Raw genomic sequence first — 15,253 nt, 5'->3', positions numbered from 1 at the left:
CAGGCCAAATCGAGCTGAAGTTTTTCCAACTCGACCAAATCGGTAGAATTTGGAGACAAAATAAAATGAATATTCGTCAGTTTCATAGAAAACTGCTTGCAGGAAAAAATAACTTATTTTTGGTTTTCGTCATTCCGTGCTCTTTTTTTTTGGCTGGGATCACTAACTCTTACGCAGCAATTATCCCATCAGAGCGACAGATAGCCTGGCATCCTGGTGTGCCTGGGGGCATTCCGGCTCGCTCAACGGTCTGCGCGAACGTCGTTACAAAATACGGGGCAGTGGGTGACGGCGTCCATGACGATGCGCCGAACATACAAAACGCCATCGATGCGTGCCCCGTCGGGCAGGTCGTTTATATTCCGGCTGGAACCTATCGCCTGAACTCCCAACTGACAATTACCAAAGGAATCGTGCTCCGCGGCGCGGGACCCAAGGAGACTCATCTGAAAACCTATGCCAACTGGCATGGCATCCAGATAGGAAATTGGCCATCAGCGCCTGTCGCCACGGACGTATCCGGCAGTCCGTCCAAAGGGGCTACGACACTGAGTGTCGCCAGCACAAGCAATCCCTCTCTGTCTGTCGGTGATTATATTGTTATCGATCAAGTAAATGACGGCGTCGAAGTGATCAATGTGGATGACGAAAGCCGTAACAATGGCACCCGGGCCTTAAGCCAGATTACAAAGATTACTGGCGTCAATGGATCGACTCTCACTGTAGATCCGCCCCTGTATCATGCTTATGCCGCCGCGCAAACTCCCCAGGTCTGGAAACTCAATCAAGGCGCGGAGCTGACCACGAATGCCGGCGTTGAAGATTTATCCATAGAACGTATAAGTCCTACGGGTACGGAAGGCTATTCCAATATAAAAATGATGGCCTCCGCCTATTCCTGGATCAAGAACATAGAAAGCAAGAAGGCCCAGTTCAGGCATGTCGATCTGGATCGCGCTTTTCGCAACACCGTGAGAGATAGTTATTTCAATGACGGCATGCACCATGACATGGGCGGATTTGCCTATGGGGTAGTGGCCTCAAACAGGTCGACGGACAACCTCATTGAAAACAATGTCTTTTATCACCTGCGGCATAGCATGGTGGTCAAGGAAGGCGCCGCGGGGAATGTCTTTGGCTATAACTATTCCCTGGCCTCCTATCAAGGCAGCGACTGGCTGGCGCCCGATATGTTCCCCCATGGCGCGCACTCCCATATGAACCTGTTCGAAGGCAACATCGGGGATAAAATCCATGCTGACTTTACTCACGGATCGAGTTCATACAATACCTTTTTCCGAAATCACGCCATCAGGGAGAGTTCCGCGCAGACCATTACGAATGCGCTCAGGGCTGTGGATATTGAAAAGGCTCAGCATTATTACAACTTTGTCGGTAACGTATTAGGCAAACCCAATCAGAACTGGACAAGCTATGAAGATAGCGGACGCAGAACAGGCAGCGAAGCCTATGCCTACAATTGGGGTTATCCGACCGATGGCGGTTCCGAGAGCAGCGATGCCCAGTCAAAAGCGACTGTGCTGCGGCATGGCAATTATGATTATGCCACGCAATCGGTTCATTGGGAGTCGGGTATTGCCGATCATAGTATGTCCAGTTCGCTTTATTTGACGGCTAAACCCGCGTTTTTCGGAGGCCTGCCCTGGCCGTCGATAGGCCCGGATTTGAGTCCGATGGCGGGCACCGTACCGGCAAAGGAGCGCTATGAAGGCCGGGAAATCCCGGGATCAGGCACAGTGTCGACACCCGCTACACCGCCGGCACCGCCCACCAATCTGAGAATACTTCCGTAGGAAGCGGACTCATGCATGGAAGCGCCGATAAAACAGGGAAAGGAATGGGCTTGTAAAGCTTCGCATGGAAAGCCGCAACGGCTGGATGCTTATCTTCAGGGCGCTCTGAGCACTTCACTGTTCAGGGCGCCCTGCTTTCATTTGCGGATAAGGGGCGTTTTTGCGTCCGAGAAGCCGCTCCACAAGATTGATATAGATCTTTTTGTGCGCACTCCAGTTATAGATATTGGCGAATCGCTCTGTCGCATTGCGTGACAGGGCGATTCGTTTACTGGGGTCCTGATAAAGCGCAATGATTGCTTCGGCGAGAGAATCGGCGTTTTCCGCCTCGAAGAACTGCACCATGTCTTCATCGAAATAACGGCAGATCGTCCCCGTTTTAGGCGTTATGCACGGGATTCCCATGGTGACGTATTCGAGCAGTTTAGTGGGAAGCATGATGTCCGTGCCGCTGCTGATTCTCAAAGGAATAAGACCGACATCCGCGTCAAGAATCATCGCCGGGATCTTCTCTACCGGCACAAAGCCTTCACTGAATTTCACCACATCCTGCAGTTCAAGCCGGTCGCGCAGCGCTATCAATTGCTCCCGTTCTTCGCCGGCTCCGATAATGCGAAGCTCCATGCGAGGCACGGTGTTTCTGGCCTTATAGACGGCTTCTATGGCGATATCCAGTCCGAGACGGCGGGCGAGAGTGCCGTGGTAAACCATCACGAAAGGCGCATCCTCGGGTTTGGAAGGCAAACTATCGCGCTTCGCGAAAATACGGTCATCGGGTAAATTCATCAGCACGTGGATTTTTTCACGCGGGATGCCACGCTCAGACAGGATATCCTTCAAGCGATCCTCGACAGTAAGCACGGCCGAGGCGAATTTTCCGGCCCACCGTTCCTGTATTTTCATCAGGCTGACGATCCAGTGCTTTTCTCCCGAAGAGAACTTTTCCACATAGATTTCGGGCATCAAATCGTGTATGTCATGAATCACCGGGACGCCGAGCAGACGCGGCAGGCAGGCCGCGAACACCAGAAAATCGGGCATATTGTTGATATGAATCGCCTGATAACGCAACGGACGCAACGACAAGTGCGCGAAGATCATCAAGAAGAATATGATGTAGTCGACCATGTACTCGACGAACGAAGTGCACTTGTTCTTCAAGCCCGGAGTCTTGATGACTTCCACGCCCTCGATCATCTCACGGTTCGGTTCCCCGTGCTGACGCCGGGCCAGAAACACCACACGGTGCCCGGACTCTGCCAACGCCTCTGCCTCGCGTTTTACTCTGGGATCCCGGCGGTAATTGGTATAGGCTGCCATGAAAATTGATGCCATAAGGTACTCCCTCTGATCGGTCTTTATTCAATTCACGACATGTTCATCGCGTGGATTCATGCCCTGTCCCCATTCATTCAATGCGTCATATCAGTTTCTGATTCATTTTTGCGCAACCTGATTAAAACTTGCGTAAGTTTTCGCGTGCCCTCGCCAGAAGTCATTGATGGTTCTTCCATCGGTTGCCAATCCATCCGTCTCGCGCGTGTAATTGACCATGTCCCAGAACAAGCGGTCATAACCGGGATCGCGCGCGCCTCCGAAAACGATGGGATGCCAGACCGTGGAGACGCATCCCCGCTTGCCGCGGAGGTCGTCGAGCGTATCCTTGATGGCCTCCCACGCGCTTGCGCCTTTCAACCCCAGATAGCCCCGCAATGTGACATCCATAAGAAACAGGTTGAGCTGGAGAACGTCATAAGGACGATCTTCCTCGAGGCAATAAGGGAAATAAGGATAGGAGAACCCGGCACGCGGCCCCGTGCGGTCCGGAAAACCCATGGACATGTCATACCGGATGCCTGCCTGCTCCTGAGCCGTAAACAGGTTGTCATAGTTAAATGAAAGAAAGTGCTGGCGCGAACCTGACGGCTGGCCGAGGCGCCGCGCCAGAAGCGCCGCTTCTTCCGCATACCAGGCGGGATTCTCGGTGGAGCGGTAGCTGCCATGCAGGCACAGGTCGAAACCGGCGTCGGTAATAGCGCGCAGATAGTCGCGGACGCGATCGTCCTCGATCCGGTAATTGACATCATGGGGATGCCTGTGACCGACGGCCACCTGAAACGATGCCTGCGTCCCCAGTTCTGTCTCCCGCTCAATAATCTCGGGCACGCAACCATACGGATCGCGCCCGCGAATCAGTGCAAGCGCCAATCCTGCCGCCGCACGCAGGGCATCGATCGGGTCGCGTTGGCGAACGAGGTGCCGCAGTACGGTTTTTGCGCCCTGTCTGGCGATATCGATGAGGTTGGCAGGAATGAAATCGACATCATGCGAGAGTATGAGCGCATAGGTCGCGCCTTGCGGCCATTCGAGCGGGTTCCATTTCCCGGACCCAAGCCGGTCGCAGAGCGCGTGAAGCTGTCTCATAAGAGAGTCGAGATACTGATCGACGATATCCTGCGGCACGTTCAGACGCGCAAAGATACTGTTCGAATACAGGCTACGCGTCTGTTCCTTGTCCGGACCAAGCCGTTCGGACCAGGAACTCAGGAAATAAAACGCGTTTGCGGCGATGTCGAAGGATATGTCCGACGGCGGCTCGCAACCGGCGGCTCTTGCCGGAAAAATGGTCGTCAAACCATCGATATTAACGGTGGCTTCGATATCGGCATGGCTATCGAGAAATCGCCAGGACTCCGGACAATGAGCGATAGCCAGGCACCGCTTGAACGGCCATGAGGTCTCTCTGGCAGTGCCATACAAAAGCCAGGGGCCGCTTGAGGGCGGCCGGGAAGCATACACCACCGGAACGCCCCGGGCCATGAACAGCGTGTCAAACACATAACGGACTTTGGGCAATAATGCTTCGGTACAGCGCAAGACGATGTGAAGTGGCTCGCTCATGTCAGAGTGTTTCCTTCCGCAGGGTGATGTGTCAATGCCTTTCCAGACAGAATCTTCACGAGCCGGACTAAACTAGCGCTCGAGGCGCGGCAAGCGGCTCGAAAACAATAACCTGAGCCTTTCGAGTTGCTCCTTTCGATAGAATTGCATGAGCTCCACGGAGACCGGCCTCTCGAAGCGGGTCGCCCAGCCCCAGAAATAGCCGAGCAGCAGGGCCAGCCCGCCTACCAGATAAGGTTTTTTGGTCATCTGGAACCCTCCCCGGCAAAGTTCCCAAAGCGGATGGCCGCCCAGGAAGTAGTCCTTCTTTCCGTACTTGAAGCGGGATATGAGCTCATTGCCTCCGGCCGTACCGATTTTTCTATGATGGTAGAACACCCGATCCGCGAAAGAGCGGGTCGTCCAGCCTTTCAGGCGCGCCGTCGTCACCGCCACCCAGTCGACACCGCCGCCCTTGATGGGCACGTATCCGCCAATGTCTTCAAAACAGGCTTTTCTGAAGAGCTGGCACCCTCCATTGACATGGTTGATATTCATATAGCTGTCGTCATATGAATGGAAGTCGCCTTCAATGTAATGCGTGCCGGCTACGCCGAGATCTGGCATTGCCTCAAACTGATCCAGCAAATAGGCAAAGTAGTCTTTGGCGAAAGTAATATCGGCATCCAGGCAGCCGATCACGTCATAGGACAGCGACTTGACCCGTTCGAAGCCGGCATTGAACACTTGTACCTTGGCGGCAAAGTTGCGTTCCTGCCGCTCGGGAAGGTGTATGAGTTCCAGCCATTCCCTGCCGTCCATGTATTTTTTTACGATCTCATCCGTACCATCCGTTGAACCGTCGCTCACGATTACCCAGCGCTTGGGCAGCACGGTCTGTTCAATGACGGACAGGATGGTGTTTTCGATAAAATCGGCTTCGTTGCGGGCCGGTGTGATGAGCACATATTCAAATGACATAGTCTTGTCTCCTGTTCCTCATCCGTTAAGTTATTGTTGAACTTGCAGCGACGCTTCTCATGCCGCGGCGTGATAGCTCGCCGTTTGATTCGAGCGCAGCCACTCCTCGAAGACAATCAGGCTGAAAAGCATCTTGTGATTGTCGGACTTGCCCGAGCGATGATCTTCAAGAAGACGGCGCACGGCTTCCGGGCTCAAGAACTGAAACATCAGCGAAGTGCTGTCCAGCAAATGGCCGTCCATATTGTTGCTCAGCGAGTTATGGAACCATTCGTCAACGACGTTCACGGCAAAACCCCGTTTCTTTCTTCTCAGGATCGCTTCCGGCAGGAAACCTTCGCTAACCTTCCGGTGCAGCCACTTTCGCTGGCCATGCCGGACCTTGAAAGCCGCGGGAAGCCGCTCCGCATACTCGACGATTTCCCTGTCGAGAAAAGGCACTCGCACTTCAAGGCTGTGGGCCATGGAAAGCTTGTCCGCATACATGAGCAGTTCATCGGGCAGGGATGATCTGACTTCCAGGATCTGGAAACCGCCGAGTTCATCGGTGCCCTCCATTTCCGGCTCCAGGTCCCGCCAGAATTCAAAGATGCTGTCCCCTGCGCTTTCGGGAAGCATGCCGCCTCTGAACAGGCCATCAACGCTGTCGCCCGGCATGATCGAGAACACTTGCTGATACCGCTGCATGCGATCCTCAGTACTTAGCGAATAGACGCCCCTCTTCAGGGTTTCGTTCCGTGGAAGATGCGTGACGCCTGCTTCCAGGCCCTTTCTCAGCCAGTCCGGCATACTTCTCCAGTAGCCGCCATAATGGACGCCGAGATGACGGTTGTAGCCGCCGAACAGTTCATCCGGCCCCTGCCCCATGAGCGCGACCTTCACGTCCTGGCGCGCGCGCTCGCAGACGAAATACATGGGCACGATGGATGACGCGGCGATGGGTTCCTCGAGGATGGAAACTATTTTGGAAAGCGATTGCTCGAAACTCGTTCTGCTGAGCTCCACCGATATGTTTTTGGCGGAAAAAATACGCGCCGTCTCGGCCGCATCGGATAGTTCGTCATCCTTATAGGCGGATTTCCCGTACCCTACCGTGTAGGTAAGCCAGTCATTACCATAAAGGCTCATCAATCCGAGCAGGAGTCCCGAATCCACACCGCCGCTCAGGAGGAGACCCAGGGGCACATCGCTGATAAGATGGCGTTTGAGCGCCCGCTTATAGATATCGAGCAGTTCCTCTTTCGCTTCCGCATCCGATTTCGCCGGCGAAAAATGCTGCGGCCTGGCTTGATACCACCGTTCCACGCGCCATGATCCGTTCTCGAAAATCGCCATCGTACCCGGCGCAAGCTTCTGGATGCCCTTGTAGAGCGTCATCGGTGAAGGCGTGTAGCGATACCGGAGGAAGAGGTTCAAAGCCGTCATGTCCACTTCCGGCCGTTCCGGCAAGGCGGCGAGAACCGCCCTGAGTTCCGACCCGAACAGAACGGTTCCGGAATCGACGCGGTAATAGACGAGCTTAATGCCCATGGCATCCCTGGAGAGAATGAGCCGTTTGTGCCTGTCATCCCAGATGGCGAGACCGAACATGCCGTTGAGATGTTTGAAGACATCAGCCCCCCACTGTTTGTACCCATGCACGATCACTTCCGTATCGCACCGCGTGCGGAAGGTGTGGCCAAGCCCCTGCAACTCGCGGCGCAGCTCGGGAAAATTATAGATTTCACCGTTGAAGACCACCCAGACGGACTCATCCTGATCCGACATGGGCTGATGCCCGCCTTCCAGATCGATAATCGACAGGCGCCTGAAACCCAGGCCGACCGGCCCGGAAAGGAAATACCCTTCATCGTCCGGCCCCCTGGGAATGAGGGTCCTGGCCATGTTCCTGATCTTGGCCGGTATGACCGGTTGATGATGCTTGAAATTGTATTGACCGCAAATTCCACACATATGAAGTCCAGAGTTTAAGAGTCAGAATGCAGCATAAATGCCGGCGGAATGCGATGCGCCGTCCGAAAATCATGGAAAGAAATCCATTGATCAGTCATGCGGCCCTCTCGCCTTTCTTCATTGAATAGAGCTGAAAGCAAAGGCTCCTGAATAACTGCGCTTGCGCCCAGCGGTGCATAGGGACGTTGTCCCATCCCAGCAGGAGCCGCCTCGACCGAAAGGAACCGTCAGGCTTCTGCCAGCGGTTCAGCAAGTCATCCAGGGTAGTCCGCACCCGGTCATCGAGTTCTGCTGACTGGCCGTTCAGCAGAGCGCCGAGGTTGATGCACTCGGCGTAGTCATAAAGCTCTTGCCGATATACCGTCAGCCGCGGCGCGCGGGAAAACGGTTTCGGCAAGCCCTTTTCATCGAATAGATGCCGTACATAGTAATCCGTACCTGCCTTGATCGCCTTGCGGCAGCCTTCATGGCCAGTCAGTTGCTCAATCTTGGCGAGCGCCTTCAGAACGAAGCAGGTATGGAAGTGGTCGACGAAATCTCTGACGCCATCGATGGAGTAATACCAGGCGCCATCGGGCTGCTGCGCCCCGAGAACGAAGTTAAGGTTACGTTCGGCAATTCGCCGATAATCATCATGCCCGAACTGAACCGCCGCGCTCATCAGCAGAAAAGCCCGGTAAGCGCTTGCGTTGATCACCCCGCCTTCCGAGTCAAGCGGGTTATAACCCGCCGTGGCGGCGTCCGGGGACAGTTCCCTGTCCTTTATGTCGTTGACCGCATGCTCCGCCGCGGAATGCATGACCTCAAGCCAGCGGTCCTGATAATCCATCTTGTGCACATAGGAGAAGGCTTCATAGACATAGGGAGTCGTCGTGATGAGCGGCGTGCCGGTCTTCATGACCCCGGTTCGCGTGACCCAGTCGAACGGATATCCCCAGCCAGAGTGACTGTAGCCCGGACACCGCGTCTCTTCGAGTACGGTCAGGAAGTGGACCGCGCGGTCGTAGTATTTTTCTTCTCCCGTCACCCGCGCAAGCAATGCGAAGCCCATGGCGTAATGGGCATCGGCAATCGGAAAGCGCTGTTTGCGCCAGAAAAGCCGCCGTGCGGATGGCACGAATGCCTCGCAGAAAATAATCGGCGCAACGGCCATGGTCCCAAGCTTCGGCTTCCGGTAGTACAGCGCCTTGGCTCCGCCTCCCACGGGACCGGCGAAGAAGCTCTGATGATCGTAGGAAGTCTCGCCATAGCTGTCGAGCCAATCGATAAACCGGAGAAGAACCGAGCTGATTTTATCGGTGGACTGCTGGTTCATATAAGCACCTTATTCGTAGGGCTGCAAAAGAGAATATAGCGGCTTTCGCTGCCGTTAAATCCGATTCAAAGCAACCCGCCGTTATTTGCCAGAAGACGCCGTGAGCAATTTCTCGTACTGAACATGAGCGCGTATTTTCATATTCGACTCGATAATGCTCATCTGCTTGGCCGCCTTCCAGCCAAAGAGCGCCTGGACCGGCAGATACTTCCAGTTCAGCCGGGAAGGTTCAAGATAGCCTCCCAGATCCCTGGCAAGCGCGTAGATCTGGCGCAGCAGGTCTTCCCTTTCGGGATAAAAATAATTAAGCCGTCCCTGGAGAAAGCTGACGCAGGCTGCCCGCGTCCTGTCACTGTCTTCAAGCCGCCGCAAATAACCGATGCAGAGGCAAAGCGACAGGTACATGGAGTTGCAGGCCTTTTCAGAGACACTTCTGCTCAGGCTGCCGATATTGCTCTGCCTATAGTAAACCACTGAGTTTTCAGTAAATTTCACATGATCACTGGCGGCGACGACTCTCGAAAAATACTCGCCGTCGTCATCCAGGGAGAGCCGCTCATCCCATAGCCCAGCGATTTCCGTCAATCTTCGGCTCACGAGCCATGATGCGGTATTCATCCACACGCCTTGATCAAATTTTTTCACGAGCCAGTCCACGGGCTGCAGATCGGACCACAGCGAGTTGGGGTAAAATTTCGCCCATTCAGGGCGGATGTAAAACGGGGCCCATGCGGATGAGTAAAGTACCCGATCGCTGGAGCCGGCTTCTCTCTGAGCCATCTGTAGACTGATCTTCTCAGGGGCTAACAAATCATCAGCATCCAGCCACTGGATATAATCCCCTTGGGCGGATTCCAAAGCCTTATTCCTGGCAGCACTGGCGCCGCTGTTTTCCTGCGCTATAACCTTGACAAGCCTGGACTCGAAGCGTTTCGCGACCTGAAGAGTGGCATCTTTTGAGCCATCGTCAACAATAATGATTTCCTTCTTGTTCCAGGTCTGATTCAGAGCTGAATTAATGGTCTCGGCAATCCACCTCTCCGCGTTATAGGCCGGTATTAAAATTGATACTAAAGACATCACAATACTCCTATCACATCGCCATGAGAAAATGGCTTTCTATCTCATTCCTTCAAAGGCCATGCTCTTAAAAAGTCTGGCATTATGAATTTCGACGCCCGGCACATACTATTTTCAACCTTGTATTCGCTCCAATTGCCCGCTTGCTTTTCTATCGCCGTAAATCTGAGCAAATATCTCATCCATGATCCGCGCTGTCAGGATAATTTCCCGGTAGGGAATAGGCGGCGGACCTTCCGTTTGAATACTGTTGTAAAAACAGTTGATCAGCTCTGTCATGCCGGAATCCTGATAGAGTTTTCTGCCCAGGAAATTAGCGAAATTATGCCGCGCATTCCCTAAATGTTCCCAGGCGCCCAGCAGTGGAGGAACAAAGAAAGTCAGATAGCTCTTGAAGCCCCGGTCCCTGTTTCGGACAACGGCGCCACAGCTATGATCCACTATGATCGAGTTCCGGGGGCCGCAAATCAGCAAATGGTTCAGGCCCGGCTTGATCTGTGTGGAAAAGCAGAAATACGCCGTTGTCCCGGCTTTATCCCGCATATGGACCCGCAACTCGTCCAGGACTTCCTCGCCGCCCAAAGCCTGTAGCCGCGGGCTCTGATGGGCGCTGGCCTGAATTTCCGTTATATCGTCATCGAGAAACTCGGATAACTTGGCGATGCCATGACTGATAATGTTATGAAACAATTGTCCCGGCAGTTGCCGCACCCAATGAGCGCGGCTGCCAAGCATCGGGCCAACATAGTTCGTGTCCCCCAGATCATAGGTCCAATGACTTTCCACATGGACCGGCCTGCCGCCAAGGAATTCCTCTTTGACCAGCCGGCGCATTTGAAGCATCTCAAGGGTAAACTGTAAATTATGGCCGGCAGTCATTTTCAGATTGCGGGTTTCAGCCAGCTGAATCAGCGCTTCGGCCTCCCGAGCCGTCACCGTGAAAGGTTTTTCCAGATAAACATGGCTTCCCGACTCCAAACACTGTTGAGCGAGCGAAAAGTGACTCTGGGGCGGCGTCGTGATATGGACGATGTCCGGCGAGACCGACTTCAACATTACGGCCAGATCGGAAAAGCATTCCGAAACGCCTGAACGCTCCCCAAGTTGCCGGGCCATCAGTAACTCCTGGTCACATAGGGATACAATTTTGCAATTGGGGATGCGCTGGATTGCCAGCATATGCTGATCAGCGATTTTTCCACAGCCAACTATAGCGGCACGAAGCATAGTCTACTTACTCCCTGATTCAAATTGGCTCAAAAAAGAGGTCATGGCATCATTAATGTTGACTCGCGGCTCCCAGCCCAGCCTCTGACGGATTTTTACATTAGGGAAGCGGTTCTCTTTCCACTCCGCGGCGCATCGGCGCCGGTTGAAGACAGGGGGCAACTGGCCTTTTGACCATGTGGCATACTTTTCCCACAACACGCATAAGCCATAGGCCAGCGGGTAAGGAATCCAGACTGAGAAAAACCTGTTCACATGCTTCTTGTAAGCAGACAGGAATTGCCTGCCGGTCAGCAGATCATCGTCCACAACGTTGAAGGTTTCGCCTTCAACGCCTTTTTCCAGCCCTGCCAGAACAATGGCTTCCGCGCAGTTGTCGACATAAGTCAGCGGCAGCGGATTCGATCCGCCCATGAGCATAAAGAAACCAAACGTATCGATCCCCACTCGCCCGCTCAAATTCTTTTTGCCCGGGCCGAATACGGTCCCCGGCCGCAGGATCACGTAAGGCAGACCCGATGTTTTTCCGTATTCCCTGACGACTTCCTCCTGCTTGAGCTTTCCGAAGCCATACGCGTCATACCGTTCCTGCGGCGCATCTTCCAATGGGCAGTTCTCGTCGAGCGAAGCGCCCCGCTTCATGTGCAGGTTCGAGTAGACAGCGAACGAACTGACGTTCACGAAGCGCCTGGGGCGCCCCTGCTCCAGGAAAGCCTCCACAAGGTTCCGGGTGGCCAGGGCCGAGTTCATGAAAGCTCCGGCAAATGATTTATCCGACCCGGCTGCAAGATGATAAACAATTGAGACGCCCTTGGCGGCTCGCGCGCAGTCATCCCGTGAAAGAAGATCGCCTGAAACCAGTTCCACGTCTCCCCCTGCCGGATATCTGCGCAAGACATCTTCCAGGCGCCCGATTTGACTGGATGGACGCACGAAACAACGCAGTTTCATAAAACCGTTTGCGAGTAAAGTTTCAACTACTTTTGTACCGATGAATCCATTCGAACCGGTCACTAAAATTCTTTCAGCCTGTAGACTCTGATGTTCTGCATTCATTAGCTTCTAACCAAAATATCCGGGGCTTGATTGAGAACAGCCTTAACATGACAGTCAAGGCTCCGTTTTATGCCGTTATGAGTACGTTCAAAAAATCGTGCAATCTATCTGATGGTCTATAGGGGGCTTTTAGAGCTTCTGCTCCAGTGTATAAATGCTTACCAATTTCTGATAGGCGGCTGTGTCTGTTTTTTAATTTCTGTTGAGTAAAGCTGCAGCCTTTCAACGTATTTAAAAAACTTCCAGCCCCTTGACTTGACCGCTTCAAATTTAGCTTCCCAATTTAGCTGCGTTTTTGTGCATTGCCTTAGGCGTTATTATTCTAGATTCAGACTCAGCCCTACAATGGGTGCGAATACTTAAGTGATGTTACATATTGACCTGGGAATTTGGCTAAAAAACAACTTTCCGGGATGGGCGCATCGCCAGGCAGCCATGGGGCATCGCTCCTGCAACAGCTTTCTTGCTTGGGGGTACGACTAGCCGGGATACTCCATGAAACGACAGAGAATACGAATAAATTCATACTGTTACCCTATAATGTTACTCAGATAATTTATCCATGCACCTGTAGGGTCGAATTAATTCGACCCGAGACGCCTTGCCAGCCATTTAGTGCGAATGAATTCGCACCTACAAGCGCATGGGGCCGCTTTCGGTAAAGGACACTCAAATGTCAAAGCCTTCGCGACCACCGCGCGTTCGTGGTGAACGATTCAAACTAGAGGCTCTTGGGTTCCTTGAGGCCGCTGTTCTTGTAACGCCAGACCAAACGCCTCGGCCTGCTCGTCGGCGTCGCGGGACTGGGCACTGCTTTTGCGGGATTTTGCGAATATGATTGGCCCGGCACCTCAATAGCAAGCACGATCAGCATAAAAAACATCAGGGTCGATGCCTTGTAGGCGCTTTCGGTCACATTGTAGAGAAGAAAAATAACCAATAGCGCGAACCGTACCCTGCCAAAATCGAAGTTTACGATGAGGGATTGCTTTACTCTGTAGAAGGTACTAAACAGAAATCCCCCAAGCAGAACCAGGCCTGCCACGCCAAGCTCAAGATAAACCTCCAGATAACCATTATGAGCCTCATTAACCCGGTGCTTGTATGAAAAAAATGCCAATCTTTCTCCCAGCCAGAAGCTATCATAGCCCACCCCCAGAAGCGGGGCCGTGTCCATCATCAGGAGATCCCTCCAGACAAAGCTTCTATCGGTGAAAGTCATATTGCGGCCCAGAACCTTTGTCACCACATATTCTGTTAATCCGAATACCTGATCGAGAATAAAAATTGTCGATATCGACAAAACGATGAAAGTGCCAATGTATTTTACATTGGCTTTAACGAACGGGAAGCCGAGCCCGATGACAAGGAAAATACCAATGATCATCGAACCGAGCGAAGTCGAGCTATGGGATTTCAACAAAAGCCACAGCGTCATTACCAATAAAGTGATGTTAATGTATCTATTGAGCCTCAAGAGGCCATAAAACTTATCATGCCGTGTCTTGATGAGATCCCAGAAAAGAAACAGTCCGGCAACCAGGCATAACCGGCCAAGCGCATTCTTGTCGGTCGTGACGCCCGCGAGGTACTCCTGGCCTGTCCAGACATTGTATTCAACCGCCATATACCGATAATACTTGATAAGTACCACAGACATCGGAATGAGTATATAGGTACATCGCCTGACGAGCGCCCCTATGGCCGCAATCGGATTGCTTTCCGTCAATACGACAAAAATCACCATCAGACTGCCAATGGCTCTAACCCACCTTTTAAAGGCCACCCAGGGAAAATCCGACCAGGCTATGCTAATTCCACAGAACAACAGGAACAGGAAAAGCCATAAATTACCGCTCCACCACTGAGTCAGGCGAAAATGCCGCTTTCGCAATATGAATGCGGCAAGGCACATCAATACAATCAGAAAACCTTGATCAATAGCGCTTCCTTCTTCCGGATGCAAACTGAACTCGCCACGGGGATTAATCCACTCGCCAACCGGCCTCGATGCCACTATCGCCAGCCAGATCAAGGGAACCCAAAGAGCGTGCGAGACATTGGGCTCCCGGCGATAGTCGGTAATGAACGCGACAACAATACATACGCTGCACAATAGAAGAGCAATGGATGGTGGCATAATGGTTCTCGATTCTCCGCCCTAACCTTGCATGTGCCCGGTTCGCTTAAATTGACAACAGACCTTATGCATAAGCATATAAGTCATTTGATGATTTTCTTAAAAGCAAATAGAGAGGTATCGATTTCACAAGGCTCGAAATCCCATACCTTACGATGAAGCGATATCCATACAGAATCATCCCATTCAGAAGTTCTGATTTGAACTTCACGATCCGAGGGCCTAATAACCGAAAGTTCTCCTTTAATTTTCTGATTGAAGCATTATCCCAGTGAATCCAGTTATCAATCCGCTGACCAGTAAGATTTGTATGCCAGCCGATTATCAGAATCCCGTCATCATTCATAATATCAAGGCATGGACGAATAAAATCATTACCAATAGCCTCCATGTCATCTGTATTGAGCACAGAAAAATCCAATGCCCAAATGATGTCGAATTTGCGCTGTCCGTGAATAATTTCCTCAAATGAAGCGCACTCATACGCTACTAATGGAAATGATGTCCTGGCGGACTCAATAGCAACGCTGGACATATCTATACCCGTCACATTTCCGCCCGCTTCCCTGAGCGCCTCGGAAACGAAACCCAGGCCGCACCCAAGATCAAGGACCGAGGTTTCACCCCTCATCGGACGAAGATTAAAGCTTTTCCATATCTGCTTCACGAGTGACCGCGCTTTCTCCATATTATTCACGGAGATGCCGCACGCCTTCTCGCCAGTCTTATGTTTTTTGTAGATATCATCGTACCAAGACGCTTTGCTGTTCATGTCATTTCTTTCCACAACCAATTCTCCTCACCCAA

Annotated in this window: 11 protein-coding genes; 1 reads left to right on the top strand and 10 read right to left on the bottom strand. The window is 52.6% G+C overall.

Annotation, left to right across the window (positions count from 1 at the left end; all coding sequences use genetic code 11):
• Positions 1-218 precede the first annotated feature (218 nt).
• Positions 219-1,814 (top strand): glycosyl hydrolase family 28-related protein, encoded by a 1,596-nt coding sequence (locus METLU_RS0106245; protein ID WP_269209187.1) that lies wholly within the window; start codon positions 219-221, stop codon positions 1,812-1,814.
• Positions 1,815-1,928: 114 nt separating this feature from the next.
• Here METLU_RS0106245 and METLU_RS24655 read toward each other — a convergent pair whose 3' ends face one another.
• The 10 genes from METLU_RS24655 to METLU_RS0106195 all read right to left on the bottom strand — a co-directional run bounded on the left by METLU_RS24655 (position 1,929) and on the right by METLU_RS0106195 (position 15,233).
• Entirely contained in the window at positions 1,929-3,149 is a 1,221-nt protein-coding gene (locus tag METLU_RS24655; RefSeq protein WP_051299804.1) for a glycosyltransferase family 4 protein, read from the bottom strand.
• Between the two features lie 102 nt (positions 3,150-3,251).
• Positions 3,252-4,715 (bottom strand): polysaccharide deacetylase family protein, encoded by a 1,464-nt coding sequence (locus tag METLU_RS0106235; RefSeq protein WP_027157473.1) that lies wholly within the window; start codon positions 4,713-4,715, stop codon positions 3,252-3,254.
• Positions 4,716-4,787: 72 nt separating this feature from the next.
• Positions 4,788-5,675 carry a glycosyltransferase gene (locus tag METLU_RS0106230; protein ID WP_027157472.1) on the bottom strand — a complete coding sequence of 296 codons (888 nt, stop codon included), beginning with the start codon at positions 5,673-5,675 and terminating at the stop codon, positions 4,788-4,790.
• 57 nt (positions 5,676-5,732) lie between these two features.
• On the bottom strand, positions 5,733-7,628 hold the full coding sequence (gene asnB, locus METLU_RS0106225; protein WP_027157471.1) for an asparagine synthase (glutamine-hydrolyzing): 1,896 nt from the start codon (positions 7,626-7,628) through the stop codon (positions 5,733-5,735).
• A gap of 94 nt (positions 7,629-7,722) precedes the next feature.
• Entirely contained in the window at positions 7,723-8,943 is a 1,221-nt protein-coding gene (locus METLU_RS0106220) for an AGE family epimerase/isomerase (protein ID WP_027157470.1), read from the bottom strand.
• An 81-nt stretch (positions 8,944-9,024) separates the two neighbouring features.
• The gene (locus METLU_RS24650) at positions 9,025-10,023 is read right to left on the bottom strand and encodes a glycosyltransferase family 2 protein (protein WP_051299803.1); all 999 of its coding nucleotides are present in this window, start codon (positions 10,021-10,023) and stop codon (positions 9,025-9,027) included.
• Positions 10,024-10,137: 114 nt separating this feature from the next.
• Positions 10,138-11,250: a Gfo/Idh/MocA family protein gene (locus tag METLU_RS0106210; protein WP_081679030.1), complete on the bottom strand. Its 1,113-nt coding sequence runs from the start codon at positions 11,248-11,250 to the stop codon at positions 10,138-10,140.
• A 3-nt stretch (positions 11,251-11,253) separates the two neighbouring features.
• A complete protein-coding gene (locus METLU_RS24645) occupies positions 11,254-12,306 on the bottom strand; it encodes an NAD-dependent epimerase/dehydratase family protein (RefSeq protein ID WP_051299802.1) in 1,053 nt (350 codons plus the stop codon).
• Between the two features lie 721 nt (positions 12,307-13,027).
• Positions 13,028-14,446 (bottom strand): O-antigen ligase family protein, encoded by a 1,419-nt coding sequence (locus tag METLU_RS0106200; protein ID WP_027157468.1) that lies wholly within the window; start codon positions 14,444-14,446, stop codon positions 13,028-13,030.
• A 64-nt stretch (positions 14,447-14,510) separates the two neighbouring features.
• Positions 14,511-15,233, bottom strand: a complete 723-nt coding sequence (locus tag METLU_RS0106195; protein WP_196806509.1) for a class I SAM-dependent methyltransferase — start codon at positions 15,231-15,233, stop codon at positions 14,511-14,513.
• Positions 15,234-15,253: the final 20 nt, after the last annotated feature.

It is taken from the genome of Methylobacter luteus IMV-B-3098 (assembly GCF_000427625.1).
GTDB classification, from domain to species: domain Bacteria; phylum Pseudomonadota; class Gammaproteobacteria; order Methylococcales; family Methylomonadaceae; genus Methylobacter; species Methylobacter luteus.
This window is presented reverse-complemented; position numbering and strand designations above follow the sequence as displayed.